Source organism: Nonomuraea sp. NPDC005983 (assembly GCF_040614375.1).
Classification (GTDB): domain Bacteria; phylum Actinomycetota; class Actinomycetes; order Streptosporangiales; family Streptosporangiaceae; genus Nonomuraea.
The window spans coordinates 1-23713 of the sequence record NZ_JBEXUP010000029.1 but is presented as its reverse complement, the minus strand read 5'-3'; the positions used below and the strand labels follow the sequence as shown (position 1 = coordinate 23713).

Genomic DNA, 23713 nt, shown 5'->3' with positions numbered 1-23713 from the left:
ACGCCGAACGCGCCCGAGCCCTCACGTCGCGAACCTCGTAGGGGCGATGGGGACCATCAGTGCAGCGCCGAGACGCTCAGCGGCGGTCAGTTGCGACCCCTCGTAGGGGGCGATGAGGACGCCAAGGCTCGCCGCGGCAGCGCAGGAGATCTGGCGTTGCGACCCCTCGTAGGGGTGATGAGGACGGGAAAATAGACGTCGGAGCAGGTCAACGCGGACTTGATCAACGGGCCACTCGCTCATCTTCCCTCGGGGAAGTTCACCGGCCTGCTGCGCGCCTGCGGCTGCCTGGCCGGCGCCTTCCACGCACGTGCGCGTGGGGCCACACTGCGCCGCCACCTCATCATCGTGCCCGCCCGGCTGGCCCGACACGGCCGCGGCCACCTGGTCCTGCATCTGCCAGGCGCTGGCAGCAGGCGTGGCGGAACGCCTTCGACGCCGTCCACCACCCGCCACCCGTCGGAGCGGGCTGACTCGCCGCAACCTCCATGGTCACCGCCTCCAACCCGACGACCGTGACGGTCACCACGCGCACCGGCGCACACCCCGCCCCCCACCCGCGCCACCCGGACAAGCTGCGACCCACGCGCGGCGGGCCTTCCACACCCGAAACGCGGCCTCCACCTACCGAACCAGCCCTCGCGGAGGAATCGGACCGAAGAATGATCACAAGGGCCGTGGATCCAGGCTCGGCGATGAGGGAGAAGCTTCACCGATCCTGAGACTTCCTCAATCGCCAGATCGGCGTGCTCTGCACGAAGAACGCCCTGCTCCTGGGGCGGAACAACCTTGAGAGGCCTACAGGAACTCAGGGGCTATTTCTTAGTAGAGGGTGTGGCTACGAGATCTCGTGGGAGTGGGTCGACCGTGCGGGGGCCGCCGAGACTCGAGCCTCTTCCCAAGATTTCTCAAGATCTTTTACGAATAGCCTGGGACGCGCAGGGCGGTGCCGGGGTCTACGGCCCAACGGACACACCATGGTCGCTCGCACGCTGCTCGACGCCCCTCCGGCGAACCGACTGACCTCGTGCTGAACCGACGCTGCGAGGCACTTTTCGTAACATGACTGAAAAAATCCGTTACGAAGCCATCACGCTCAGGTTGCGCGCAGGCATCTTCTGGTGGATCCTGCTCGATTGAGTCTGGTTTCGTTCACAAATGAGCGTTAGCCTCCAGTCACTTCTGCAAAGAACTGGAGGAATAGGACGACATGAGGGGCAAGGCGTGGGCGCCGTACCCGATCTCTCCGTCGCTCCCCGACGGCGGCGCCGTCGCTTGACCCCTACAGCTGGTCGCCGCTGTTGAGGCGGTCCAGTCCACCCCCCTAGCCGACGAGGAGTTCGGTGATGTCGAGGTTCGTGCCACTCATCTTTCGACGGAGGATCACCACGATCGGCGGCGCGTTCGCGCTGGCCATGGCCGTGGCCGCCTGCTCTCCCGGCACCACGGGCGCGCCCACCGCAGCGGCGAACGGCGGCGGCCCTGCCGAGGCGATCAACCTTCGTGTCAGCTCCGCCACGACCTACACCCGCAACTTCAACATCTACTCACCCTCGACCGACCTCGCGCCGACCGCCGGCCTCATCTACGAGCCGCTGGTTCGCCGCAACGTCTTCAAGGGCGGTGCCCTGGAGCCGTGGCTCGCGGAGTCCTGGGAGTGGAGCGACGGCGACAAAGTGCTCACCCTCAAGCTGCGCAAGGACGTAAAGTTCGCCGACGGCACCCCGATGACCAGCAAGGACGTCGCGTTCACGCTGAACATCCCGCTGAAGTATCCCGAGCTCAATACCGGAGGCCAGACCTACGTCTCGGCCGAGGCCATCGACGAGTCCACGGTTGTCGTCAAGTGGAGCAAGTCCGGCAGGCTCGACTTCTACCGCTTCGCGGCGGGCGCCTCCACCAACCCGCCAAGGATCGTGCCCGAGCACATCTGGAAGGACAAGGACCTCAAGACCTGGGTCAACCCCGACCCGGTCGGCACGGGGGTCGCCGCCCTCGACCAGTTCACGCCGCAGCAGATCAGCTATAAGGCGCGCGCCGACTACTGGAACGGCGCTCTGCCGATGAAGCTGATCAAGATCGTGGCGGCCGGTGGCGACGACCAGACCAAGGCCCGCCTGCTCAAGGGCGACCTCGACTTCGCGACGATGTCCTGGCCGAACGCGCAGGCGGAGTACGTCGCCAGGAATCCCAAGACCAACCTCTACAGCACCTACGCGACGGGCGGCGAGGAGTCGCTGCTGTTCAACCTGGCCAAGGCCCCGTTCGACGACGTCAACGTGCGCCGCGCGCTGGCGATGAGCCTGGACCGTGAGTCACTGCTGAAGCTGGCGCCCACCGGCCAGAACCCGGCCAATGCCTGCGGCCTGGAGCCCGAGGTCTACAAGGATTACATGGCCCCCGAGTGCAAGGTCCAGACCTCGGACCCCGAGAACGCCAAGAAGGCACTGGCCGACGGCGGCTGGAAGGTCGAAGGCGGCAAGCTCACCAAGGACGGCAAGGCCTACGACCTCTCGCTGAAGGTCGTGCAGGAGTACACCAACTGGATGGCGTACGGCAAGGGCATGCAGGACCAGTGGAAGACCAACCTGGGCTTGGACGTCAAGGTGGTCGCCGTACCGGAGGAGAACTACGACCCGCCGCTCAACGAGGGCGACTTCGATATGGCGCTTTACTGGACCGGCGGCTCCAACGGCATGTACTCGGTCTTCTCCGACCAGCTTGACCCGGCCACCTACAAGCCGATCGGCGAGGACTCCTCCTACCTCAACCAAGGTCGTTGGAAGGATAAGTCCACCGTGCCGCTGCTGGACCAGCTGCGTGCCACCGTGGGTGACGACGCCAAGCAGAAGGATGCCGGTCAGCGACTCCAGAGGATCGTGCTGGACCAGGTGCCCTACTCGCCGATGTTCTCCTCCGTCTGGTTCGTGGACATGAACATGACCCGCTGGACCGGCTGGCCGGTGCCCGGCCAGACCCAGTTCGCGCCGCACAGCTCGCTCGGCCCGGACCTGGTCCTCACGCTCAAGAACCTCAAGCCCGTCACCCGATGAGCTCGCGTACCCGGTTCCTCGTCCGGAGGGTGGGCTTCTACGCGGCCACCCTCTGGTCGGCGATCACACTCAACTTCCTCATCCCCCGGCTCATGCCGGGGGATCCCGCCTCCGTCATCGTCCGCCAGTTGCAGAAGCAGAGCGGCCAGTCGGTTCCGCCCGAATCGGTCGAGGCCATTCGCAAACTGTTCGGCGACCCTCGCGCGAACATCCTTCAGCAGTACGTGGACTACCTGAGCAGCCTGGCCCACGGCGACTTCGGCCTGTCGGTCAGCCGCTTCCCCACCCCGGTGAGCGAACTGCTGGCCGCCGGCCTGCCCTGGACACTCATGCTGGTCGGCACGACGACCGTGCTGGCGTTCCTGCTGGGGACCGCGCTCGGCATCGCCTCCGGATGGCGACCCGGCAGCAAGCTGGACGGGTTCCTCTCGCCGTTGTCCACGTTCCTGACGGCGGTGCCGTACTTCTGGGTGGCACTGATCGCGCTGTGGCTGTTCGGGCTGGTACTCGGCTGGTTCCCGCTGGGCGGCGGATACGACCCCGACCTGTACGGCAGGTCGGGCTTCTTCGGCAGCGTCCTCTACTACCTGGCGATGCCGGCGGCCACGATCGTCTTCTCCTCCTTCGGCGGCTGGCTACTCGGCATGCGGAACATGATGATCACCACGGTCAGTGAGGACTACGTGCTTCTCGGCAAGGCCAAGGGCCTGTCGGGAGCGCGGATCATGTTCAGGTACGCCGCGCGCAACGCCATGCTGCCCACCGTCACCGGTTTCGCGCTGGCCATCGGCGGCGTGCTGGGAGGCGCGTTGCTGACCGAGATCGTCTTCGCCTACCCGGGCATCGGCTACCTGCTGTTCGACGCGGTCGGCAAGCGCGACTACCCGCTCATGCAGGGCGTGTTCCTGATGACCACGCTGACCGTCCTGCTGGCCAATCTCGTCGCCGACTCCATTTACGTGCTCATCGACCCGCGGACGAGGGAGGGGGGCCGATGAAGGGCTGGAAGGTGCGCACCGGCATCGCCATCTGCGCCGTCTTCGGCGTGATCGCGATCGTCGGGCCATGGCTGAACGACCTGATGGGCCTTGGTCCTTGGAAGATCGACTACCAGGCGATCCAGCAGCCGCCGAGCGCGGAGCACTGGCTCGGCACCACCGCACAAGGCCAAGACGTGCTCGCCCAGATGATCGCCGGGACCCGCAACTCGGTGCTCGTCGGCGTGCTGGCCGCCGTCCTTGGCGTGGTGCTCGCCGTGCTCATGGGGGTGCCCGCCGGGTTCTTCGGCGGCCGGGTGGACGCGGTCCTGTCGTTCTTCACCAACATGTTCCTCGTCATGCCGGTGCTGCCGCTGATCCTGGTCGTGGCGGGCTACGTGCAGGACACCGGGCCGATCACCATCGCTCTGATCATCGGTGTGTTCGGCTGGGCGCCCGGAGCGCGGACCCTCCGGGCGCAGACGATGTCGCTACGCCAACGCGACTTTGTGATGGCCATGCGCATGCTCGGTGAGACCAGGATCCGGCTGATCGTCGTGGAGGTGCTGCCGCACCTGGCCGGATGGCTGTCGGCGATGTTCCTGCACATGGTGCTCGGCGCAGTGCTCGCCGAGGCCGGCCTGGCCTTTCTCGGCATCTCCTCGGCCGACTCGATCAGCTGGGGCACCATCATCAACCAGGCCCAGCAGGTGGCCCTGCTCAACGGGCTGTGGTGGTGGTTCGTGCCGCCCGGCCTGTGCATCGCTCTGCTCGGCACAGCCACCGGGCTGATCAACTTCGGTATCGACGAGGTGATGAACCCGAGGCTGCGCACCTCGGACGTCAAGGCCGTCAGGAAGATGAAGCGCGTTCTGGAGGGCACCCGATGACCGAGACGCTGCTCGATGTCCGTGCGCTGAACGTCGACTACGTGTCGGCGGCGGGCGCCGTACGGGCCTGCTCGGAGGTGACCTTCCAGCTCAGGCGGGGCGAGATCCTCGGCGTCGCGGGCGAGTCAGGCTCCGGCAAGTCCACCCTGATCATGGCCCTGGTCCGGCTGCTCCGGCCTCCCGCGGTGACAACGGGTGGCGAGGTCTGGCTGCACCCACGCGAGGGCGAGCCAGTCGAGCTCGTGCGCAGGAGCGAGAAGCAGCTGCGCGCCCTGCGCTGGCGCAGCGTCGCGGTCGTCCTGCAGAGCGCCATGGACGCGCTGAACCCGGTGGCCAGGCTCAGTGCCCAGTTCGCGGACGTGCTCAAGACGCACGACAGGAAGATCACCAAGCAGCGGGTCGCCGAGCGCACGGCCGAGTTGCTCGACATGGTCGGCATCTCGCCGGACCGGGCCCGCTCTTACCCACACGAGATGTCCGGCGGCATGCGCCAGCGCGCCATGATCGCGCTGGCACTCGCCTGCGACCCCGAGCTCGTCGTCATGGACGAGCCGACCACGGCCGTCGACGTCGTGATGCAGCGGCAGATCCTCGGCCACATCCTGGAGCTCAGGAAGCGGCTGGGGTTCTCCGTGGTCTTCGTGACCCACGACCTGTCGCTTCTGATGGAGCTGGCCGACCGGATCGCGATCATGTACGGCGGGCGGATCGTGGAGGTCGGCGACTCCGCCGACCTCTATGGCGAGCCCAAGCACCCTTACACCAAGGGTCTGCGCGACTCCTTCCCGCCGCTGCGCGCCCCGGCCACCACGCTCCACGGCATCCCGGGCACCCCGCCCGACCTGCGCAACCTGCCTCCCGGCTGCGCGTTCGAGCCGCGCTGCCCGCGTCGCTTCGCCGACTGCGCCGAGCGCAGGCCGGAGCTGCTGACAGTGGGACGCGGCCAAGTCGCCTGCCACCTGCACGACCGAGAGAGGGCCAATGTCTGAGGTATCGCTGCTGGCCGCACAGGACGTGACCAAGCACTTCGACACCCGCGACGGATTCGGCCGCCACGTGGTCGTGCGGGCGGTGGAGAACGTCACGCTCCGCCTGCACAGCGGCAGGATCGCAGCCCTGGTGGGCGAAAGCGGCAGCGGGAAGACCACGCTCGCCAGGCTGCTCGCCCAGTTCTATCCGGTCACCTCTGGCGAGATCCTGCTGCGCGGCGAGCCGGTCAAAGGGGCTGGCAAGGACTTCTACAGCGACGTCCAGCTGGTCTTCCAGGACCCGTTCGCCTCGCTCAACTCCCTGCGCCGAGTCGACCACAATCTGCGGCGGGCGCTCAAGCTCCACGGCCACCCCGCCGAGGAGGAGCACATCCGTGAGCTGCTGGAAAAGGTGAACCTGACTCCGGCCGCCGACTTCGCGCGAAAGCTGCCGCACGAGCTGTCCGGCGGGCAGCGCCAGCGGGTGGCGATCGCGCGGGCGCTGGCCGTACGGCCCGCCGTTCTGCTCGGCGACGAGCCCATCTCCATGCTCGACGTCTCCATCAGGCTTGACGTGCTCAACCTTCTCGCGCAGTTGCGCGACGAGGAGGGGCTGGCGCTGCTCTACATCACCCACGACATCGCCAGCGCTCGCTACGTCTCCGACGAGATCTACGTGATGTACGCGGGCCAGATGGTCGAGGGCGGCCCGGCCGAGTCCGTCATCCAGGACCCCAAGCACCCTTACACCCGGCTGCTCGTCGATTCCTCGCCCGACCCGGGCAGAGCAACCTTCGCCAGCACGGTCCCGGCCGGCGAGCCGCCCAGCCTGGTCGACCCGCCGCCAGGCTGCCGCTTCCACCCGCGCTGCCCCGTCGCCAAGGCGGAGTGCACGGCAGAATTCCCGCCGCGGGTGGACTTCCCCGACGGGACCTGGACCAATTGTTGGCTGTACGTGGAGGACGAATGACCCGATACCACCTGCGCTACCAGCTCCTCCCCGACACCGACCCCGCCGCGCTCGCCGCCTTCTGCGCCACGCACGGCATCGAGGAGGTCGTGCTCATCTTCAACTCCGAGGAGTTGCACACGGGACATCCCGTGGGCGCCGACGAGGACCGCTGGTTCGAGATCGTGCGTGACGCCCGCGACGTCCTCGTGGGCAGCGGTCTTTCGGTCAGTCTCAACCCGTGGGTCACCGCAGGGCACGCCGACAGAGGCCGCATCCAAGACGTCGGTTTCGCGCCGATGGTCTCCCCGCTCGGCGAGACATCCACCACGAGCGCCTCGTTCGCCTGCCCGAACTGGCGGACGTGGCTCGCGGCGCACTACGGGCGCTTCGCCGAGCTTGGGTTTCGCGTGCTGTGGCTGGAGGACGACTTCCGCTTCCACAACCACTCGCCGCTGACCTGGGGTGGCGGGTTCGAGCCCGAGATGCTGGAGAGGTTCGCCCTGCTCGCCGGGGACAAGCCCACCCGCGAGGAGTTGGTCGCGGCCATCACCGCGCCAGGCGAGCCGCACCCCTGGCGGGCGCTGCTCCAGCGGACCTGGCGCGAAGCGCAGCTCGAGGTCCTGGACCTCGTGCGGCAGGCGGTCGGCGACCGAGCCATGATCGGCCTGATGAGTTCGGGCCTGGGCGTGGCCTCCGTCGAAGGCCGTGACTGGGGAGCACTGTTCGAACGCGTCGAGGTGCACCGGCCGCACTTCGCCCCCTATGGCGACGTGCCAGCCCGCGATCTGTCGTACTCGATCGCCATGCTCGAACTCCAGCGCCCGCTCCGGCCGGCCGGGATCGAGGTCGCACCGGAGATCGAGAATTGGACGCACACCGAGTGGCGCAAGTCCGACACACAGACGTGGTCGGAGATGGTCGCCTCACAGCTGTCCGGAGCGGACGCGCTGCTGCTCGACGTGCACCCCTTCGTCAGCGGCGACCCCGCGCGCTACCCGCGGATCGGCCGCATGCTGACCTCCTCTCGCGCCGCGCTGGACGCGACGGCCACCGGGGAGCTCACGACGCTCGGCGTGGGCGTGCCCTGGTGGTCCGCCGCCGCCACCACGATCCGCGGCGACGGCACCCTGGAAGGACTGAGCGCCGACCCGCTGCGCGCGGCGCAGTATCTGCTGTCGTACGGCGTGCCCATCCAGGCGGGCACGGCGCCGGTGACCGCGCTGTTCGGTGAGCTGGCCTGGGCTGTGCCCGACCCGCTCCACCTGCTGCGCGGCGGTCTCCTGCTCGACGGCACGGCTGCGGCCATCCTGGCCGAGCGGGGTTTCGGCTCGCTTCTCGGCGTCCAGGTTGCCGAGATCGTCGCCAGAGAAACCGTGTCACGCCGGCCGTACAGCGTGGAACGCATCGTCGACGACGGCGCGCTGCTGAGCGTCAACGTCCAGCCGCGCCTCGCGAGACTGGTGCCCGACGAGAGCGCCGAGGTCTGGACCGAGATCCTCACCCCGCGCCTGGACCACTGGGGCGGCGGGCGGGTCGCCTTCGTCAACGCGCTTGGTGGCCGGATCTTCACGCTCGCCGCGTGCGAGCCGGAGCAGCTTGGCCGATGCGACGACGGGCAGCGGCTGGCCCAAGACGCGATCCGCTTCCTCGGCGGTGACTTTCCGATGGTCACCGGCGGGCCGCACCTCATGCCGCAGTACGCCAGGGTGGGAGAGCGGTTGCGGCTGGCGATCGTCAACGGTTGCGCCGACTCCGCGCGGCCGGTCGTCAGGCTGGACCGCGACCCGACGGCGACACTGCTGCGGCCCCTCGAGGAGCCGCGGGCCGTGCCCGTCGAGCGTGATGGTGACCGGGTGACGATCGAAGTCGGCGTGCCGCATCGCGGATACGTTCTGCTGGAATGGGACGCATGACGAGCAGGGGCGCGGTCACGCCCCTTACGACCTGCGGAAACGCTGGTCGTTTGTGTTTCCGGCGGGTGCACCGACTGTCACTGTTGGCAAGCGGATGCCTGTGATCACGTACCGCCCACGCCACTAGCGCAGGGCCTTGCGTACCGCCTCCAGCAGGCGGGCCGCGCGGGTGTCTGGGACGCCCTCGATGACGCGGTTCATCACGTAACCGAAGGCCAGGCCGCTGTCCGGATCGGCGAAACCGATGGAGCCGCCCATGCCGGGGAAACCGAAGGCGGAAGGGGCGTACCAGAACGCATCGGGGGTCGGCAGGCCGAAGCCGGTCGCGTACCGCACCGGGACCCGCAGGATGCGGTCGACGGCTGCGGCCTGTTCCGCGGTCGCGGTCGCGAGCGTCGCGGGAGAGAGGATGCGGTGGCCGTCCACCTCGCCGATGAGGGCGGCGTAGAAGCAGGCCAGCGAACGCGCCGTGCAGATGCCGTTGGTCGAGGGCATCTCGGCGGCCCGCTCGGCGGGGTCGTTGTGGTCGAGCCCCGGCTTGATCACGGTCATCGACCGCACGGTCAGCGACGTCGGGTCGGCGAAAGCGGCCAGCATGTCGCGCATCGGCTCCGGCACCGTGTCCAGGTCGACCTTCGCGAAAGCCTGGAAGTCGACCCGCTCGGCGAGGATCCTGCTGACCCGGTGCTGCTCGGAGTCCGGCAGCCCGATCCACAGGTCGAGACCGAGCGGCCCGGCGATCTCCTCGGCCAGGAACGTGCCGATGCTGCGGCCGCTGACCCGGCGGACCACCTCGCCGACCAGCCAGCCGTACGTGAGGCCGTGGTAGCCGAACTCGGCGCCCGGCTCCCAGAACGGACGCTGTACGGCCAGCGCGGACACCACCGGCTCCCAGGCGATCGCCTCGGCCGGGGTGACCGGGTGGTCGAGCGCGGGCAGCCCGGCCTGGTGGGTGAGCAGCCAGCGCACCGGAAGGCGCTCCTTGCCTGCCGCGGCGAACTCGGGCCAGTAGCGGGCCACCGGCGCGTCCAGGTCCAGCTCACCCCGCTGGACCAGCAGGTGGGCGCAGGCGGCGGTGACGGCCTTGGTGGTGGAGTAGACGACCTGCAGCGTGTCGCGCTCCCAGAGCCGCCCGTTCTCGGGGTCGGCCACGCCGCCCCACAGGTCGACCACCGGCTCGCCGTGCAGGTAGACGCCGACCGCGGCGCCCACCTCCTGCCCCTCGGCCAGGTTGGCCGCGAACGCCTCGCGCACGCCCTCGAACCCCGGTGCGGTCTGGCCGCCGATCTCGGTCATGGTCCATCGCCTTCCGTCGTGTCGAACGCGCGCAGCCCCCGCCACTTCGCCGCCAGCCACGCCGCGACCTGCGCCTCGGTCATCTCGGGGAACTCCGCGACGAAGACGGCCAGCGTCCGCATGGCTTCGTCCCTGTCCAGGCCGCGGGTCGCCGCCTGGTCAAGGTAGTCCCGCAGCGCCAGCGAGGGCCTGCCGCCGCCCGCGCCGCGGCCGGGCAGCCCGTCGCGCCACCGCGCGATCTCGGCCACCCGCTCAGCCCGCCAGCCGGGCGCGCCGTCGACCTCCACGTCCGGTGCGGGGAAGGGCCGCGCAGAGTCGGCCGGATGGCGCGCGCGCCACTTGTGTACGGCGTGCCGCGTGAGCCCCAGCGCCTGGGCCACCCCGACGACGCCGAGAAACTGCTCGGTCATCGAGACCCGAGGCTAGTGCCCCCGAGCCAACATCGTCAACAAGAGAGACAACGTTTCAGCCGCGCGCCTCCCGGTGCCGGGCGAGCAACTGGCTTCCACCTGGAGCCGGCGGCTGCCCGGCTGCGGAATCACCCTGGCCAGCCCCCACGGGTCCAGCTGCCGTACGGCGGTGCTGACAGCCCCCTTGCTCAGCTCCAGCTCGCCCGCGATCTCGTCGAGCGTGAGCGTGTCGGCGCTGATCAGCAGCAGCCCGTAGACGCGCCCGGTAGCGTGCGGCAGGTTCCAGGAGGCCAGCAGGTCGCCCACCGACACGGTGAACGCCCGGCGTGCGTTCACGCAGCCCCCGGACGGCAGTGTCGAGGAAGGCGCCGATGGCCGCGTTCACCGCGGTGGGGTTGTCCTGCGTGGACAGGTGACCGGCGCCCGGGATGACGACCTCGGCGACGCCTTCCGCCGCGACCCAGCGCGGCATGGCGGTGGCGATGTTGCCGGTGCGGTCGCGGTCGCCGCGGATCAGGAACAGTGGCACCGGCGTCCGGTAGCCGGGCTCGGGGCCGAGCAGGTCGACGGTCGCCCGCCACACCCGCACGAACTCCGGCTTGGACAGCTGGGCGAAGGCGCGGCGGGCGTCGGGCCGCGTGCCCGGCGGCCAGGACGCCGACGGCGGCGGGGCGGCGATCGTACTGCCTTGCGAGCAGCCCCGCCCTGTCTGCCCGGGGCTGCTCACCACCGTGAGCCGGTCTCATGCCGGCTGCAGACCTATGGCACGCTCGGCCATGCGCATGACGACCTCCAGCATCATGCGTACGAGCACAGGCGCCCCGGCGATCTCGGCCAGTGCCGACAGCGCGGTGGCAGCGAACGGCCACAGCGCACGCAGCGCCCGACCCAGGTCGGCAGTGACGGGCAGACGGGACAGCGTGATCGTGATGGTCATGGCGGCCCTCCTCTCCTGCAGGGGGACGCCCCGCAGCAGCATCGCACCGGCGAGACGGCGGCCAGCACCATGGGCTTGATCTCCCACAGAGCTGCCGCGGAGAGTCAGCCACGCTGACGCCGGCGGGCGCGGGGTGTCACGAACTGAGATCGTTGACTATGGCAATCGCCTTCCAACACAGCGCCCACCTCCTTACCTTTCGCCCGTTCCGGGCGCACGCGAGCGCCGTCAGCACTCCCCATGGCCACATCGATCGACGGCACCCCTCATGTAAGAGCTTTGGCACTGCACGGCGTGATCCCGTAGCCGGGAAGCCACGTGGGGTTACCCCTTAAGCCGGGGAAACCTGTCCTGACCCTGGGCATCTCTCGATGTCGTGGGGTCAGTGGCCTGTATCCGTGTAGACGCCTCACCGAACGAGGTGCCTTCCACTTCAGGTAACCTCCTGCCATCTGCCCAGGTCAAGACCGGACGGCGAAGATCTCCCGTCCGGGCACCGGGGACACGGTGAGTCAACAGCTTGCTCAGGCCCCGCGTTCCGGCAAGTACTTCTCCCAGATCTCACGACCTCCCTCCGATCCCCATTGCGGGCATATCAGCTCCTTTCGCGAAGGGTCTGGCCGTCGCTCCCGGGCTCGTCGGCTGGGCGCACCGGAAATGTGACAGCAGACAGCCGGGCCAGAGCCGCCTGTTTCAGCCAGGCCATTCGCACGGCCAGCACGGCGAGCGGGAGCAGCGGGACGAGCATGAGGATGGCTCCGGCCAGGCGCTGGTCGGCGAGGAGGTCCGGCACGCCGGGCGGGGCTGCGAGGGAGAACCAGTCGGCCGCGACAGGAGGTCCGAACAGTAGGAAGGCCCCCAGGGCGAGGTGCACCGCGATGACCGCGGAGAGCAGCCACGCGCGGGCGGCCCAGGCGATCGGGCGAGGCAGCGGGTCGATGCCCGCCAGCACCCAGAAGACCAGCAGCCCTGCGCCGAAGAACAGGAACTCGGTGAGCAGGTGGGTGGCGTAGCCGGACAGAGACCAGGGCAGCCAGGCCGTGCCGTACAGGAGGAGGAACGGCAGGGTGTAGATGGTCAGCAGGAGGGCGGGGTGGGTCACACGCCGGTTGAGGAGCCGGGAGCCGAGGTCGCCGTACTGGGAGGCGGCGGTGGTGGCCTGGGAGGCGAGGGTGAGGGGAGCGCCCAGACAGAGCAGGAGGGGAGCGATGACGGTGAGGACGGTGTGCTGGAGTGCGTGGGCCGACAGCATCGCGCGGGCGTAGCCACCGACTCCGCCGAGCAGGACCAGCGCGGTCAACGCCAGGCCGGTGTACCAGGCGAGCGTGCGGCCGGGCGGCCAGGAGACGACCCTGCGCACGCCGACCAGGTAGCCGATGGCGGGCAGCGCCAGGAGCAGCAGGATCATCGGGTCCAGGCGGACCTCGGTGATCAGGACCCCGGGGTTGGTGAAGGGGGCGAGGTCGTACTCCAGCACGAGGTGGTCGTGGCCGCCGCCGCCCGCGGGTGGCGGGGAGCGGGACAGGCCGACCGCCAGCCCGATCGCCGCTGCCATCACGGTCAGCTCGCCGGCCGCCAGCCGGGCGAAGGTGCGCCGTACGGTCCGGTCGGCGACTCCCGCGACCGTGCGGCGGCGGTGGTTCCAGCCGAGCAGGGCGAGGAGCACGAGCGCGGTGACCTTGGCCAGCAGGAGCAGGCCGTACCTGGTCTGCCAGAGGTCGGACAGACTGCTCAGCCGTACCCAGGCGCTGGCCAGGCCCGAGACGGTCACGGCCGCGAAGCAGCACAGGGCGATCGTGCTGAACCTGGGCAGCACCACCGCGAGGTGGTGCGAGCGGCGGAAGTAGACGAGCACCGCGCCCAGACCGCCGACCCACACCGACGCCCCCAGCAGGTGCGCCATCAGTGCGGAGATCGCGATGTCGTGGTCGGCGGCGGAGGAGGCGTGCCCCACGTAGGCCGGCGGCAGGAGCGCGAAGGCGGCGATCGCCAGCGGGATCCAGCGGGGAACGCCCCGCAGTCGCGTGAACAGGGTCACCACGACGGCCCCGGCCACCACCACCAGCAGGGCCTGAGTCTGCGGGATGGACGTGCCGAAGCTCAGCAGGTCAGGAGAGTCGAGGAGGTTCGCCACGGGCAGCGGGATGATGTTCGACAGGGTCAGCACGTAGCTCAGGACGGCGGTGACCGCCCAGCCGAGCGCCCACCCACCGGCGGCGCGGACACAGGCCGCCGACTCGGGCGACGTCGAAGGGGCGAGGACCACGGCTGCCAGCAGCGTTCCCACGCAGGCGACCGCGCACAGGTCGTAACAGAACCGGACTAGCGGCAGCCCCCAGCTGGTGAGCGGTCCCGCGGTGGGCAGCCCGACGATCTCTGGTTCGGCGGCGCCGCCGCCGAACCAGAGGGCGGCGACCAGCACCGCGACGCCCACGGCGACGGCGGCACCGGCATAGATCCGTTCAGGCGCTCTCACGGCGGGTCCGCCGAGCTATCGCGATCCCCGTGCCGAGCAAGCCGACCACGATGCCGAGCCCGCCCAGCACCCTGGCCGTGACGTCGGATGACGGGCCGGGCGTCGCGGTGCTGACCCGGTTGATCGCGGCGACGGACGGCGACGACATGTGCTCATCGCCCCCGGCGGCGGCGACCAGCTTCAGCGTCGGCACCGGATGCTCGCCCTCGGATCCGTCAGCCTTGGGCGGGTCCGTCCACTTGACGACCTCGCCGCCGGAGTAGGTCTGGACGGTCGGGAAGGCGAGCTTGTCGACGTTCTTGGGCAGCGGCCCCACCGACACCTCGAACTCCTGGAACTGGCCGGGCTCGATCTTCCCGCCGGTCCAGGTGACCTTCAGCACGGACTCGGTGACCTTGTCACCGTCGTCGGACACGATCGGCTTGGGCAGCTTGCCCTCGGTCAGTGTGGACTTCCATCCGGGTACGGGCCTGACGGACACGAACGGCAGCGGATGGTCCTGGGGAAAGGCGATCTCGATCTTGCTGGTGGAGGCGTCGTCGCGCTCGTTGGGCACCCGGAAGGCGAGCTTGGTCCAGCCGCCCTGCTCCGCGGTGCCGGGATTGATCGTGACATGGGCGAGGGCAGGCAGCGCCAGCCCGACGACGAGCGCCATCGAGGCGCCGGTAATGGTGCCCGCGCGACGGCAGGCAGAACGGAAGGACATGAAGGTCTCCACGGGGTGACGGGACAGGGGGGCACGGAAGCCGACCCCAGTGGAGGACCGCGCCCCACGACCACGTGCCGCAGCACGCGATCATGAAGCTCACAGACGTGGGGAGTACGGGCGATGGCGGGTGTGGGGAGCTCGCCGAGCCTCAGGACCCGTACGGCCCGCGCGGCCAGCCGTCTCAGCAGCGACCAGAGCGCCGACTCGCCCCGCGCGAGCCACCACGCGGTCACCAGCGTGGCCGTCAGATGGCAGACGAGCATACCCAGGCCGGTGCTCAGGGCGTGCCCACTGGATGGGTGCGCGGGGGCGACACCCCAGGAGAACAGCGGGTGCAGCAGCAGCTGGGCGGTGCCGAGCAGCCCGGTGATCAGTACCGGGGACCGTTCCCGTCCGCCCAGCATCATCGCGACGGCCGCGATTGCGCCGACCGCGACGCCGGCCGTGCCGAGGCTTGGTGAGGTTCCGCCTGCCAACCAGTGCCCGCCCGCGGCCAAGCCCACGCAGACGGCCGCGAAGGTGGCCGACCGCGTCAGTCGTAACGGCAGCTGGGCGCGCATGACGCCCACATGGTCCCACACCGGGCGGGCCCTGGCCATGGCCAGGCCAGTCGCTTGGTGATGTCCGCCAACTGCGCGCGCTGCTCGGTGATGAGCCGGTCGGCAAGCTGGAGCGTGGGCCCGTGCCTACCGGCGGCCCGAACCACTTCCAGCGTGACCTCCCCCGATGGTCACACTCACTGAAAGTCCTACGTGGCGGTGACCGCCGAGAAGGCGGGAAGCCCGGCGACGGCCGGTCGCCTTGATATCCGGCTCAGATCAAACCCAGGGCCAGCATCGCATCGGCGACCCGCCGGAAGCCGTCGATGTTCGCGCCTGCCACGTAGTTGCCCGGCATGCCGTACTCGTCGGCGGTTTGCAGGCAACGGGCGTGGATGTCCTGCATGATCTCCCGCAGTCGTTGCTCGGAGAACTCGAACGTCCACGAATCACGGCTGGCGTTCTGCTGCATCTCCAGCGCGCTGGTCGCCACGCCGCCCGCGTTGGCCGCCTTGCCTGGTCCGAACGCGACGCCGGCCTCCAGGAACGCCTTGATGCCCTCCGGCGTGGTCGGCATGTTGGCCCCTTCGCCGACCGCGATGCAGCCGTTGTCCACCATGAAGGCGGCGTCGCGGCCGGTGATCTCGTTCTGTGTGGCGGACGGCATCGCCACCTCGCAGGGCACCTCCCACACGTTGCGACCCGGCACGAAGGTGACGTGCTCGCCGCGACGTTTCGCGTACGTCTGCAGCCGGCCGCGCTCGACCTGCTTGACCTGCTTGAGCAGATCCAGGTCGATGCCCTTCTCGTCGAGTACGTAGCCGGAGGAGTCGGAGCAGGCCACGACCACGCCGCCGAGCTGCTCGACCTTCTCGATGGTGTGGATCGCCACGTTGCCGGAGCCGGACACCACGACCCGCTTGCCGTCGAACGACGTGCCCCGCGCCTTCAGCATCTGCTCGACGAAGAACGTGCACCCGAAACCGGTGGCCTCGGTGCGCACCTGGGCGCCGCCGTACACGAGTCCCTTGCCGGTGATCACCCCGGACTCGTAGCGGTTCGTAATGCGCTTGTACTGGCCGAACAGGTAGCCGATCTCCCGCCCGCCGACGCCGATGTCGCCGGCCGGCACGTCGGTGTACTCGCCGATGTGCCGGTACAGCTCGGTCATGAAGCTCTGGCTGAAGTTCATCACTTCGCGGTCAGAGCGGCCCTTCGGGTCGAAGTCCGATCCGCCCTTGCCGCCGCCGATCGGCAGGCCCGTCAGGCCGTTCTTGAAGATCTGCTCGAAGCCCAGGAACTTGACGATCCCGAGGTAGACCGACGGGTGAAAGCGCAGCCCGCCCTTGTACGGCCCCAGCGCGCTGTTGAACTCCACCCGGAAGCCGCGGTTGATCTGCACCTCGCCTCGGTCATCGATCCACGGCACCCGAAAGATGATCTGCCGCTCGGGTTCGCAGATACGCTCAATGATCTTCGACTCGGCGTACTCGGGATGCTTGCTGAGAACCGGGCCGATGCTCTCCAGCACCTCACGCACCGCCTGGTGGAACTCGATTTCCCCAGGGTTACGGCGAAGGACGTTGTCGTAGATCGACGACAGTTTCTCGTGCAACACATAAGCTCCAAGGTCACTGATGCAAGTCTCCTCACTTTACGGGTCGCCTCGTTGTGAACAGGACGTACCCTCCCATTTCTTCGGCGTGGTGCTGGAGGTCTTCCGTGACAATGGCCCGCGTTCTGCGTAATTCGGTGGGCTAGAGATGCGAATCTGGGCTTTGAGCAGGACTGACACGGCTGTGGCCGCCTGGAGGGGCGTTTCTCTAGGCGGTGGTGTTCGGGCTGGTCAGCGGGGTGCAGGTTGGAGGTCGATGACCTGCTTGGGGCGGGAGATGCGATCACCACCACCACGACCGGCTGCAGGCCGAGCCGGTCGGCCGGTCGTCCTGAGCCGAGGACCAGGTGATCGGCGGCCAAGGTCAGCACGATGGGCCCCAGCACGCTGAGGGCGATCAAGAGCGGCACGTCAGCCTCCCCGCAGATCGCGTCGCTGGAAGGCGATGATCCCGGCCAGCGAGAGTGCCGCGGTGATCGCGTCCAGCCACAGCAGCGGGGTCGCTCGCACCGGCCCGCTCAGGGCCTGCGGCACGTGGGAGAAGGGGGACAGACCTCTGATCCAGTCGTCCAGTTGCAGTAGTTCACCCAGTTGGCTGAGCAGGGCGAAGGCCGCGAGCGCCGCCCAGGCGAGCGCGGTCAGCCGTGGTACCAGCCCGAACAACAGCATCGCGATCCCCGCCAGCGTCCATGTCGCGGGCACCTGCACCAGGGCCGCGCCGAGCAGGCGCATCGCCTGGCCGACGGGCTCGCCGGTCCTGATGCCGTGCGTGAGCCCGGTCGTCAGCCCGCCGACGGCCACGATCGTGGCGCTGCCGCTCAGGGCCACGAACAGGTGGCCGGTTGTCCAGCGCCAGCGGGGTACGGCCGTCGCCAGGACGGGCTCGGCCCGGATCGCCGACTCCTCCGCCTGCAGCCGCAGGGTGGCCTGGACGGCGTAGCCGCCTGCGACCAGGCCGAGCAGCCCCAGCTCGGCGGTCAGAAACGTGTCGGTCAGCACGTCGGCGCCGCCGCCGATCCGTGACAGCAGCTCGGCCAGAGAGGGATTGTCCCGCACGATGTCGCCCACGCTGTGCGCCAGCGCGCCGAACATCGCGCCCACGACCGTGAATCCGATCGTCCAGGTGAGCAGCCCGCCCCGCTGCAATCGCCATGCCAGCGCGAAGGGGCTGCTCAGGTCGGGGGCGGCGTCCCGTGGGCCCAGCCGTGGCGGCAGCAGGCCTGCGCCGAGGTCCCGCCTCGCGGACAGCAGGGCCGCGACCGCGACCAGCGCGAGCCCCGTCACGGCGAACAGCGCGACCACCTGCCAGCGTTCGCCGGCGAAGGCCCGGATGCGCTGGGCCCAGCCCAAGGGAGACAGCCAGGAGAGCGGTTCGATCCTGGCGGCGTCGCCGAGGGCGCGCAGCAGGAACGCCAGGCCCAGGACCGCGGTCGCGAGGGCGTTGGCGGTGCGGGCGTGCTCGGTCAGCTGCGCGGCGAGGATCGCGACTCCGGTGAAGGTCCAGCCGGTCCCGCTCACGGCCAGGCCGAAGGCGAGCGCGCCCGCCCCGGGCAGGCCCTGCCCGGCCAGGGCGAGCGTGATGAGCAGGCCGATGAGCAGGTTCGCGCTGCCGGCTACGAGCACCGCCGAGGCGGGGGTCGCGTGACGGCCGATCGCGCAGGCGCCGATGAGTTCGGTCCGGCCGGTCTCCTCTTCGGCGCGGGTGTGCCGGGTGATCACCAGGATGCTCATCAACGCGGCCAGCACGGAGGCCATCGTGGTCAATCGCCAGGCGGTGAGACCGCCGACCGAGGTGGCGTCGAAGACCGGGCCCGTCAACGCTTGCAGCGCCGGGGCTGAGCTGATGGTGACCCCGAGCGCTACCCGCTGGGCCGCCTGCGGGTACAGGTCGGCGATGGCGGAGGCCGAGGCGGCGATCACGCCGGGAATGAGGACGATCCACACCGGCAGCAGGACGCGGTCGCGGCGCAGCGCCAGCCGCACCAGCGTCAGCGTGCCGGTCAGCGGGCCTCCCGGCAGTGTGCCCGTCATGGCTTGACCTGGTAGTGCCGCAGGAACAGCTCCTCCAGCGTGGGCGGCCGGCACGTCAGGGCGCGAACGCCGGCGTCGGTGATGAGCCGGAGCGCGCTCGCCAGCTGCTCGGCGTCGATGTCGAACCGGATGCGCGAGCCGTTGACCGCCAGGTCGTGCACGCCCTTGAGCGCTGCCAACCCGTCGGGGACCCGGTCGAGCTCCGCGGTGATCGAGGTGCGGGTGAGGTGGCGGAGCTGAGCCAAGGTGCCGGTCTCCACCGCACGTCCGTCGCGGATGATCGTGACCTGGTCGCACAGCGCTTCGACCTCGGACAGGAGGTGGCTGGAGAGCAGCACGGTGCGGCCGTTGTCCCGTTCTGCGGCGACGGCCTCGCGGAAGGTCGCCTCCATCAGCGGGTCCAGGCCGGAGGTGGGCTCGTCCAGGATCAACAACTCCACGTCGGAGGCGAGGGCGGCGATGAGGGCGACCTTCTGGCGGTTGCCCTTGGAGTAGGCGCGGCCCTTGCGGCTGGGGTCGAGGTCGAAGCGTTCGAGGAGGGCCGCCTTGCGCCGAGGGTCGAGGCCGCCGCGCAGCCGGCCGAGCAGGTCGATGGCCTCGCCGCCGGACAGGCTGGGCCACAGGACGACGTCGCCCGGCACGTACGCCAGGCGCCGGTGCAGCTCGACCGCGTCCCGCCAGGGGTCGCCGCCGAGCAGCTCGGCGTGCCCGGCGTCGGCGCGCAGCAGGCCGAGCAGGATGCGTAAGGTGGTGGTCTTGCCCGAGCCGTTCGGGCCGAGGAAGCCGTGCACCTCGCCGGTGCGTACGGTCAGGTCGAGCCCGTCCAGCGCGCGGACCTTGCCGTACCGCTTGGACAAGCCACTGATGAGAACGGCGGGACTGTTCGCCATGGGCACCCCTGAAGCCGGTCCGATATGACGTTTGCCGACCAGACTTCCCGGCGCTCCACCATTGACGGTAACAGCGCCGGATCCACTCCGCTAGACGCGTTCTGACGAATTGGCCACGGCCTTCGCCCTTGAGTGCCGACTGTGATCCCCTCGTAGGGGCGATGAGAACCCCTCATCCTCCTGGCTGATCAGCCACCTAAGCCCAGGGGCGGGGGAAGGTGTCGCCGTCCAACCGGTCGCCCACGGCGAGTCCGAGAGGATCGGTCACGATGTGCTCGGTCCCGCTGTAGCGGGTCGCCTCGTCCATGTAGATGGTGACGTGCGCGAGCCGGGCCTGGTCGGTGCGGTTGGGCAGAGCCATGTGGCCGGTGTAGCCGCTGTGGAAGGTGCAGTCGCCGGCGCGGAGCGGCACGGTGACACGAGGGATCCAGCGCAGAGGCGGGTCCATCGCGAACAGGTCTTCCTCGTGGTGGAGGTCCTGCGGGCGCAGGCCGGTGCGATGCTGGGTACCGGGCAGGAAGGTCATGCAGCCCCGCTCCGGGGGAACGTCGACCAGCGCTATCCACGCCGACAGCGGGAGCCGGTCGCCCGCATGCGGCCAGTACGGACGGTCCTGGTGGAACTCGGTGGCGGCGTTGTTGTGCGGCTCCTTGACCAGCATCTGATCGTGCCAGAGCCGCAGCGGGAACCCGGCGAGCTGTTCGGCGATCTGGCCGAGCCGCGGGTCGAACGTGAGCTCTCTCAGCGTCTGGTCGTGTTGCCAGACGTTGACCAGCTGGCTGAAGACGCCTTGCTTCTCCAGGCTCTCCGCCCGATGCGCCTCCAGGAACGCCTCGGCGCTGGCCCGGAAGCGCTCGATCTGGTCGGGCTCGAGAACACCCCGTACTCGGACGAAACCGTATTCGCGGTACGCCGCCACAAGCTCGTCCGACACCCGGCCGTCGGCGCCGACGTCGCTGCCGGACTGCTCGTTCGTGGTCGTTGTCATCACTGACCTCCAGGGTTCCTACCGTTGGGATACTGCAAGCGTCGTCGTGGTGTGCCGCCACGGGCTAGGCCGATCCCGGCGAGTAGTCGTACGATCCCGACATGCCTGCCACGCTGCACGAGCACGCGCTGTTCGCAGGGAGCCCGGTCTTGGCAGGTGTCCACCACCTGAACGCCGACATCGAGCCGCACGCGCACGACTTCCTCGAGATCGCCGTGATCGGAGCCGGTTGCGGCCGACACGTGACCAGCCAGGGCGAGCACCCGCTGCGGCGCGGGCAGGTCATCGTGCTCCGCCCCGGTGCCTGGCACGGGTTCCGGGACTGCATCGACCTGACCGTCGCCAACTGCTGCCTGTCCGCTCAGGCGCTACGGGCCGAACTGGCGGCGCTGTACGACATCCCGATGCTGCGCCGGACGCTGTGGACCGATCCGGTGGCATCCGGCGCGCATGGCGTGGCGGTCACGACCGTCGATCCGGCCGCTGCCGAGGAGGCCATCGCGGAGATCGGCCTGCTCGAACGGGACATCGGAGCCGATCAGCGGCGGCCGGGCCGTGTGCTGGGTCGGCTGATCACCGTGCTCGGCGTCCTGGCCGATGGCCGTGACCCCGAACGGAAGACGCTCGAGTCCGCCATCCACCCCGCCGTCGCCGCCACCGTTGCCCGGCTCGAGGCGGCGCCTGCCCATCCGTGGCGGCTGGATGATCTCGCCCGGGCGGTCAACCTGGATCCCGCCTATCTCGGCCGGCTGTTCGTACGGTACGTCGGGTTGACGACGCTGGGCTTCCTGGCCCGGCTGCGGGCCGAGCGCGCCGCCACGTTACTGGCACACTCGGCCCTGCCGACTGCCCGGGTCGGTGCCGCCGTCGGCTGGGACGACCCGACATACTTCGCCCGCCGCTTCCGGACGCTGGTCGGGCTGACACCCACCGAGTATCGGCGACGTAGCCGATCAACCGCCCATACTCAGCTCAGCACCCCGGCCGTGTCGACGGACGAGCGGAAGAGTTCCTGAGGCTGCGGGAACCATGCTTGGACAGCTGGAGAAGGGGCGAGGTGCCCACACCCCGTCAGCGTGATCGTCTTGCTCCGCAGCATGACCGCTCTCCCTCCGGCCTCGGGGGTCCGGCCGCAACGAGGCCACGCGCCCGCCGTGCGGGTCGAAGGAGGAGCCGCTCAAGAACGACCTCACCACCCAGCCCTCCGAACCTCGGGGTGGCTCACCGATCCGGCGAAGGCGACCAGCCTGCGGCTTTGCGGACGATGGTGAGGAAGATCGTAAGGTTGGGGATGTCGTAGGTGTGGTGGGTCGCCCACGAGGAGAAGAGCGTGTTCTTCTTGTGGAGGGTCAGACGGCCCTGCGTGATCGGTGCGCCGTCGAGTTCATCCCAGGGAAGCAGTTTCTGCTTCCGGACGATCCCTTCGGGACTGATGGACAGCGGGCCGAAGGCGACGGTCTCTCCGGCGATGAAACGCTCCACCAATGAGGGCAGCAGATAATCGCTCACCACTTTCTGCTGAAGGATTCCAGCGAGGCCCTCAATATTCCGGAACCGGTTGTTGTAGGTGAAGCTGCCTCCGTCCACGGTCTCAATGGTCACGGCGTGGGCCGTCGCGTGGTGCGCGCCGTTGATGTAGAGCTCGGTCACGGTGCGGCGGATCCCGGCGATCCGCTCAAGGGGCAGGATGTACACCCGTCCGATCCGTGTTTCGACAAGGCCGCGTTCACACACATAGAGCCGTCGACCGATCGACAGAACGCGCGGCAGAATCGCCCACACCAGCACCGCGGAGCCACCGGCGAGCAACGGCATGTACAGCGCCTCCCCGGCGCCAACGACGACACCACAGAAGAGCATGAACGCCCCGAGCAGAAGCCTGCGCCAATCCCAGTAGTGAAACCCTGTCGAGAACCACCGCTCGACCGCCCCCAGACCCTGCCCCTCGGCCTCGGCCCTTACCTTCACCAGCCCTGTCCACAACGCCGCCATCGTTCCACCCCATCTCATGCCCGATTCATCACTCGATGGCCTTCGCTTTCGACCCGGGCAGGCGACGGCTCGCCGCCCGGCGACGCACGACCGTAAGGGGTCTCTGCCCGGTGAACGGGTGCCACAACGAGAGTACGGCGCGGTGGTGCGTGATCCAGTGGGGCGGAACGCGCATCACTCCGCTCTACCAGAATGTGGGCCAGTGCTCCGGCGTTTACGCCGGGGGTGAAGGGCCCACGTGGGAGTGCCCGCTAGGGCGCGAGCGTGCCCTGACCTTTCAGGTTTGTCGGCAGCAGCTTCACTCACACAGGTCGTTTCTGTTGCTCGATGTACTGCTTGAGCACGGTGAGCGGCGCCCCGCCGACCGACCCGGCGAAGTAGGAACCAGACCAGAAATGTCCGTCCCAGAGGTGTTTGCGTACGTGTGCGCTGTATTCCTTACGAAGCATCCGAGCCGAGACCCCCTTGAGTGAGTTGACGAGTTTGGACAGGGCGACCTTGGGCGGGTAGTGGACCAGCAGGTGGACGTGGTCGTGCTCGCCGTTGAACTCGCGCAGTTCGACCTCGAAGTCGGCGCATACCTCGCGCATGAGTTCCTCGCAGCGGATCAGCATCTCGCCGGTGAACACCCCACGCCGGTACTTTGTCACGAACACCAAATGGGCGTGGAGGTTGTAGACGACATGTCGTCCTGTTCTGACATCGGGGTTCGGATTCCATCGTGGTGACATAAACCAAATGATATGATCAGTGCGTGGAGAAGGTGAAGCGGACTCGTGCGCATGTGGCGCGACTCGACCTCAACCCGGCCCAGGAGGCCGTTTTGGACGGTCAAGCCCACACCGCGCGCGCCTTGTGGAACCTGCTCCATGAGTTCACGACCTTCCGCCAGGGCCGGTTCGCGTCACTGAAGGCCTGCGACGCGGCGATTCGGGAAGCCCGCCACGAGATCGAGTGGATGGGGCAGCTCCCCGCTCAGGCCGCGCAAGCCGTGCTGAAGACCTACCGGCAGGCGTGGGCGAACTTCGTCAACCCCGACCACCCGGCAAAGCGCCCGACGTTCAAGGGCCGGTTCCG

Annotated in this window: 20 protein-coding genes, 2 pseudogenes and 1 riboswitch; of the genes and pseudogenes, 10 read left to right on the top strand and 12 right to left on the bottom strand. The window is 69.0% G+C overall.

The genetic code is table 11. From position 1 onward, the window contains the following. Positions 1-201: 201 nt before the first annotated feature. The 7 genes and pseudogenes from ABZ297_RS15930 to ABZ297_RS15900 all read left to right on the top strand — a co-directional run. Positions 202-473: pseudogene (locus tag ABZ297_RS15930) on the top strand (IS1380 family transposase); the annotation flags it as partial. 873 nt (positions 474-1346) lie between these two features. Next, the gene (locus ABZ297_RS15925) at positions 1347-3053 is read left to right on the top strand and encodes an ABC transporter substrate-binding protein (protein ID WP_355345649.1); all 1707 of its coding nucleotides are present in this window, start codon (positions 1347-1349) and stop codon (positions 3051-3053) included. Continuing rightward, positions 3050-4051, top strand: a complete 1002-nt coding sequence (locus ABZ297_RS15920; RefSeq protein WP_355345646.1) for an ABC transporter permease — start codon at positions 3050-3052, stop codon at positions 4049-4051. Before ABZ297_RS15925 ends, ABZ297_RS15920 begins: the two co-directional genes overlap by 4 nt. After that, positions 4048-4920 (top strand): ABC transporter permease, encoded by an 873-nt coding sequence (locus ABZ297_RS15915; protein ID WP_355345643.1) that lies wholly within the window; start codon positions 4048-4050, stop codon positions 4918-4920. The genes ABZ297_RS15920 and ABZ297_RS15915 overlap by 4 nt, the downstream gene beginning before the upstream one ends. After that, a complete protein-coding gene (locus ABZ297_RS15910) occupies positions 4917-5909 on the top strand; it encodes an ABC transporter ATP-binding protein (RefSeq protein ID WP_355345640.1) in 993 nt (330 codons plus the stop codon). The genes ABZ297_RS15915 and ABZ297_RS15910 overlap by 4 nt, the downstream gene beginning before the upstream one ends. Next, positions 5902-6858: an ABC transporter ATP-binding protein gene (locus tag ABZ297_RS15905; RefSeq protein WP_355345637.1), complete on the top strand. Its 957-nt coding sequence runs from the start codon at positions 5902-5904 to the stop codon at positions 6856-6858. The genes ABZ297_RS15910 and ABZ297_RS15905 overlap by 8 nt, the downstream gene beginning before the upstream one ends. Next, a complete protein-coding gene (locus ABZ297_RS15900; protein WP_355345634.1) occupies positions 6855-8753 on the top strand; it encodes a hypothetical protein in 1899 nt (632 codons plus the stop codon). Before ABZ297_RS15905 ends, ABZ297_RS15900 begins: the two co-directional genes overlap by 4 nt. 123 nt (positions 8754-8876) lie before the next feature. On the opposite strand, the gene ABZ297_RS15895 is transcribed toward ABZ297_RS15900, so the two are convergent. The 6 genes from ABZ297_RS15895 to ABZ297_RS15870 form a co-directional block, all read right to left on the bottom strand. Next, positions 8877-10049 carry a serine hydrolase domain-containing protein gene (locus ABZ297_RS15895; protein ID WP_355345631.1) on the bottom strand — a complete coding sequence of 391 codons (1173 nt, stop codon included), beginning with the start codon at positions 10047-10049 and terminating at the stop codon, positions 8877-8879. Beyond that, complete coding sequence (locus ABZ297_RS15890) at positions 10046-10459, bottom strand: hypothetical protein (protein WP_355345628.1); 414 nt, start codon at positions 10457-10459, stop codon at positions 10046-10048. The genes ABZ297_RS15895 and ABZ297_RS15890 overlap by 4 nt, the downstream gene beginning before the upstream one ends. A 12-nt stretch (positions 10460-10471) precedes the next feature. After that, positions 10472-10795 (bottom strand): hypothetical protein, encoded by a 324-nt coding sequence (locus ABZ297_RS15885; RefSeq protein WP_355345625.1) that lies wholly within the window; start codon positions 10793-10795, stop codon positions 10472-10474. Positions 10796-11201: 406 nt separating this feature from the next. Beyond that, positions 11202-11396 carry a hypothetical protein gene (locus tag ABZ297_RS15880; protein WP_355345622.1) on the bottom strand — a complete coding sequence of 65 codons (195 nt, stop codon included), beginning with the start codon at positions 11394-11396 and terminating at the stop codon, positions 11202-11204. 256 nt (positions 11397-11652) lie between these two features. Continuing rightward, a riboswitch (M-box (ykoK) riboswitch) is annotated at positions 11653-11824 on the bottom strand. A 167-nt stretch (positions 11825-11991) separates the two neighbouring features. Next, positions 11992-13872, bottom strand: a complete 1881-nt coding sequence (locus tag ABZ297_RS15875) for a cytochrome c oxidase assembly protein (RefSeq protein ID WP_355345619.1) — start codon at positions 13870-13872, stop codon at positions 11992-11994. Further along, on the bottom strand, positions 13859-14578 hold the full coding sequence (locus ABZ297_RS15870; protein ID WP_355345616.1) for a YcnI family protein: 720 nt from the start codon (positions 14576-14578) through the stop codon (positions 13859-13861). Before ABZ297_RS15870 ends, ABZ297_RS15875 begins: the two co-directional genes overlap by 14 nt. 335 nt (positions 14579-14913) lie before the next feature. Here ABZ297_RS15870 and ABZ297_RS15865 point away from each other — a divergent pair, with 335 nt between their 5' ends. Then, entirely contained in the window at positions 14914-15042 is a 129-nt protein-coding gene (locus ABZ297_RS15865; RefSeq protein ID WP_355345613.1) for a hypothetical protein, read from the top strand. Between the two features lie 352 nt (positions 15043-15394). Here ABZ297_RS15865 and gdhA read toward each other — a convergent pair whose 3' ends face one another. The 4 genes from gdhA to ABZ297_RS15845 all read right to left on the bottom strand — a co-directional run bounded on the left by gdhA (position 15395) and on the right by ABZ297_RS15845 (position 20644). Beyond that, positions 15395-16738 (bottom strand): NADP-specific glutamate dehydrogenase, encoded by a 1344-nt coding sequence (gene gdhA / locus ABZ297_RS15860; protein ID WP_355345610.1) that lies wholly within the window; start codon positions 16736-16738, stop codon positions 15395-15397. 408 nt (positions 16739-17146) lie between these two features. After that, positions 17147-18766, bottom strand: coding sequence for an ABC transporter permease (locus ABZ297_RS15855; protein ID WP_355345607.1), 1620 nt, complete (start codon positions 18764-18766; stop codon positions 17147-17149). Beyond that, positions 18763-19656, bottom strand: a complete 894-nt coding sequence (locus ABZ297_RS15850) for an ABC transporter ATP-binding protein (protein WP_355345604.1) — start codon at positions 19654-19656, stop codon at positions 18763-18765. The genes ABZ297_RS15855 and ABZ297_RS15850 overlap by 4 nt, the downstream gene beginning before the upstream one ends. A gap of 196 nt (positions 19657-19852) precedes the next feature. Next, positions 19853-20644: a phytanoyl-CoA dioxygenase family protein gene (locus tag ABZ297_RS15845; RefSeq protein ID WP_355345601.1), complete on the bottom strand. Its 792-nt coding sequence runs from the start codon at positions 20642-20644 to the stop codon at positions 19853-19855. A gap of 101 nt (positions 20645-20745) precedes the next feature. On the opposite strand from ABZ297_RS15845, the gene ABZ297_RS15840 reads away from it, so the two are divergent. Next, positions 20746-21660 carry an AraC family transcriptional regulator gene (locus tag ABZ297_RS15840; protein WP_355345598.1) on the top strand — a complete coding sequence of 305 codons (915 nt, stop codon included), beginning with the start codon at positions 20746-20748 and terminating at the stop codon, positions 21658-21660. A gap of 205 nt (positions 21661-21865) precedes the next feature. Here ABZ297_RS15840 and ABZ297_RS15835 read toward each other — a convergent pair whose 3' ends face one another. Next, positions 21866-22636: a DUF6585 family protein gene (locus ABZ297_RS15835; protein WP_355345595.1), complete on the bottom strand. Its 771-nt coding sequence runs from the start codon at positions 22634-22636 to the stop codon at positions 21866-21868. Between the two features lie 302 nt (positions 22637-22938). Further along, positions 22939-23367, bottom strand: a complete 429-nt coding sequence (gene tnpA, locus ABZ297_RS15830; RefSeq protein WP_355345592.1) for an IS200/IS605 family transposase — start codon at positions 23365-23367, stop codon at positions 22939-22941. Between the two features lie 23 nt (positions 23368-23390). On the opposite strand from tnpA, the pseudogene ABZ297_RS15825 reads away from it, so the two are divergent. Beyond that, a pseudogene (locus ABZ297_RS15825) lies at positions 23391-23713 on the top strand (RNA-guided endonuclease TnpB family protein); the annotation flags it as partial.